Here is a 1,445-nt window from a genome sequence, read left to right as displayed (position 1 = left end):
CACTCACTTTTTTTATTCTTAATACTGCTTAATCCTTAACCGAGAAGTATTGGGAAATGGCTGATCATCAGGATTTTCTTCTATTATTTCCCCATAACCTATCACTGATTCTACTTCTTGTTTACTGATGCGACGATAAAACATTTGTTGAATAGCGTGACGAGAAAAAATTAAATTTTGACAATACATGAATCAATTCAAAATTCAAAATTCACAATAAATTAAATTTTCTTCCTGGTGACTTATCCCGTAGATTTTTAAAAGTGTCATCATCAATACTTTCTAAATCAACTCTTTGCCTAAAGTCTTGTAAAGCTGACCAAAAATCAGTAATTTCTTTACCTTCTCTTGAATTTTCTTGATTTTCAGATATAGAAAATGGCTTTTGCTCTGATAATTTATATTTGAGAAATTGCATAAAATCTAAAACTTCTTGCTGTTTATCTGGTGGTAATTCTCGGAATGTTTGTAAAACTGTTTGTTCAATAGTCATAGTTTTACCTCTGCTAGATGAGAACTGCATATCTTTGGTACAAAAAGCGACGATGCTCCGCCCCACTGGAGGCGATCGCACTTTACCACGAGCCTTTAATTTTTAGCCGGGGGTTAGGTTTCATGTTCCAGATGCTAGCATTAAATTGAGTGCAAATTAAGTGCGTAATTACAGCTATGGTCAACATTATTAGAGATATTCACTCTCTCTCAAACTTCAAGCGCAACACATCTGACTTGATTAAGCAAATGAAGCAGACTGGAAAACCCGTAGTTTTAACTGTCAATGGCAAAGCCGAATTAGTTGTTCAAGATGCTCAATCATACCAAAAGCTTTTAGAACTTGTAGAACAGTTGGAAACAATAGCAGGAATTAAACAGGGACTAGAAGACATAGAAGCAGGAAATACGTGTCTACTAAGTGCATTTGAGCAAGAAATGCAGCAAAAATATGGTATTTCAAGTTAGAACTACCAAGACTGCGGACGCTCAATTTGAATCAGCATACTTATGGCTCAAAGAATATAACCCAGCTTATGCAGATCAGTGGTTTCGGGGGTTGATGAATGCAATAGCAACTCTTCAAGAAAAACCTTATCGGTGCGCCTTAGCTGTAGAACATGAAGTATTTTCTGAAGAAGTGCGTCAACTTCTTTATGGCAAGTCAAAAAAAATCTACCGCATTCTTTTCACAATTCGTGATGATACTGTTTATATTTTGTACGTGCGTCATAGTTCACAAGCACTCTTAACATCTGATGAAGTGGATGAAGAATGAGAGAAGTTAAAATCACCCGATGCTGAACAGGTGAGGGCGATGTTTGAGAGAATAAGTCGTAATTTACACGGTGTGCAATTATGCTTTAAACCCCTCTCCATAGCTTGCTTCCCGCAGGGCACCTCTCTCCTTGTAGGCTACGGTGTACACACAAGTCCAAGTAAAGTAATAACAG

4 protein-coding genes are annotated in these 1,445 nt (G+C 36.9%); 2 read left to right on the top strand and 2 right to left on the bottom strand.

The genetic code is table 11. From position 1 onward, the window contains the following. Positions 1 to 18: 18 nt before the first annotated feature. Complete coding sequence (locus ACM0OR_RS28195) at positions 19 to 189, bottom strand: DUF4258 domain-containing protein (RefSeq protein ID WP_414579707.1); 171 nt, start codon at positions 187 to 189, stop codon at positions 19 to 21. Positions 190 to 211: 22 nt separating this feature from the next. After that, a complete protein-coding gene (locus tag ACM0OR_RS28190; protein WP_414579706.1) occupies positions 212 to 493 on the bottom strand; it encodes a DUF2281 domain-containing protein in 282 nt (93 codons plus the stop codon). A gap of 176 nt (positions 494 to 669) precedes the next feature. On the opposite strand from ACM0OR_RS28190, the gene ACM0OR_RS28185 reads away from it, so the two are divergent. Together ACM0OR_RS28185 and ACM0OR_RS28180 are read left to right on the top strand one after the other, a co-directional pair. Further along, positions 670 to 960: a type II toxin-antitoxin system Phd/YefM family antitoxin gene (locus ACM0OR_RS28185; protein ID WP_414579705.1), complete on the top strand. Its 291-nt coding sequence runs from the start codon at positions 670 to 672 to the stop codon at positions 958 to 960. Then, positions 944 to 1,270 carry a type II toxin-antitoxin system RelE/ParE family toxin gene (locus ACM0OR_RS28180; protein ID WP_414579704.1) on the top strand — a complete coding sequence of 109 codons (327 nt, stop codon included), beginning with the start codon at positions 944 to 946 and terminating at the stop codon, positions 1,268 to 1,270. The genes ACM0OR_RS28185 and ACM0OR_RS28180 overlap by 17 nt, the downstream gene beginning before the upstream one ends. Positions 1,271 to 1,445: the final 175 nt, after the last annotated feature.

The sequence above is a fragment of the Anabaena sp. CCY 9402-a genome (assembly GCF_963920945.1).
GTDB classification, from domain to species: domain Bacteria; phylum Cyanobacteriota; class Cyanobacteriia; order Cyanobacteriales; family Nostocaceae; genus Trichormus; species Trichormus minutissimus.
Note: the sequence above shows the minus strand (reverse complement) of the source record. Positions and strands in the feature narration are given on the sequence as shown.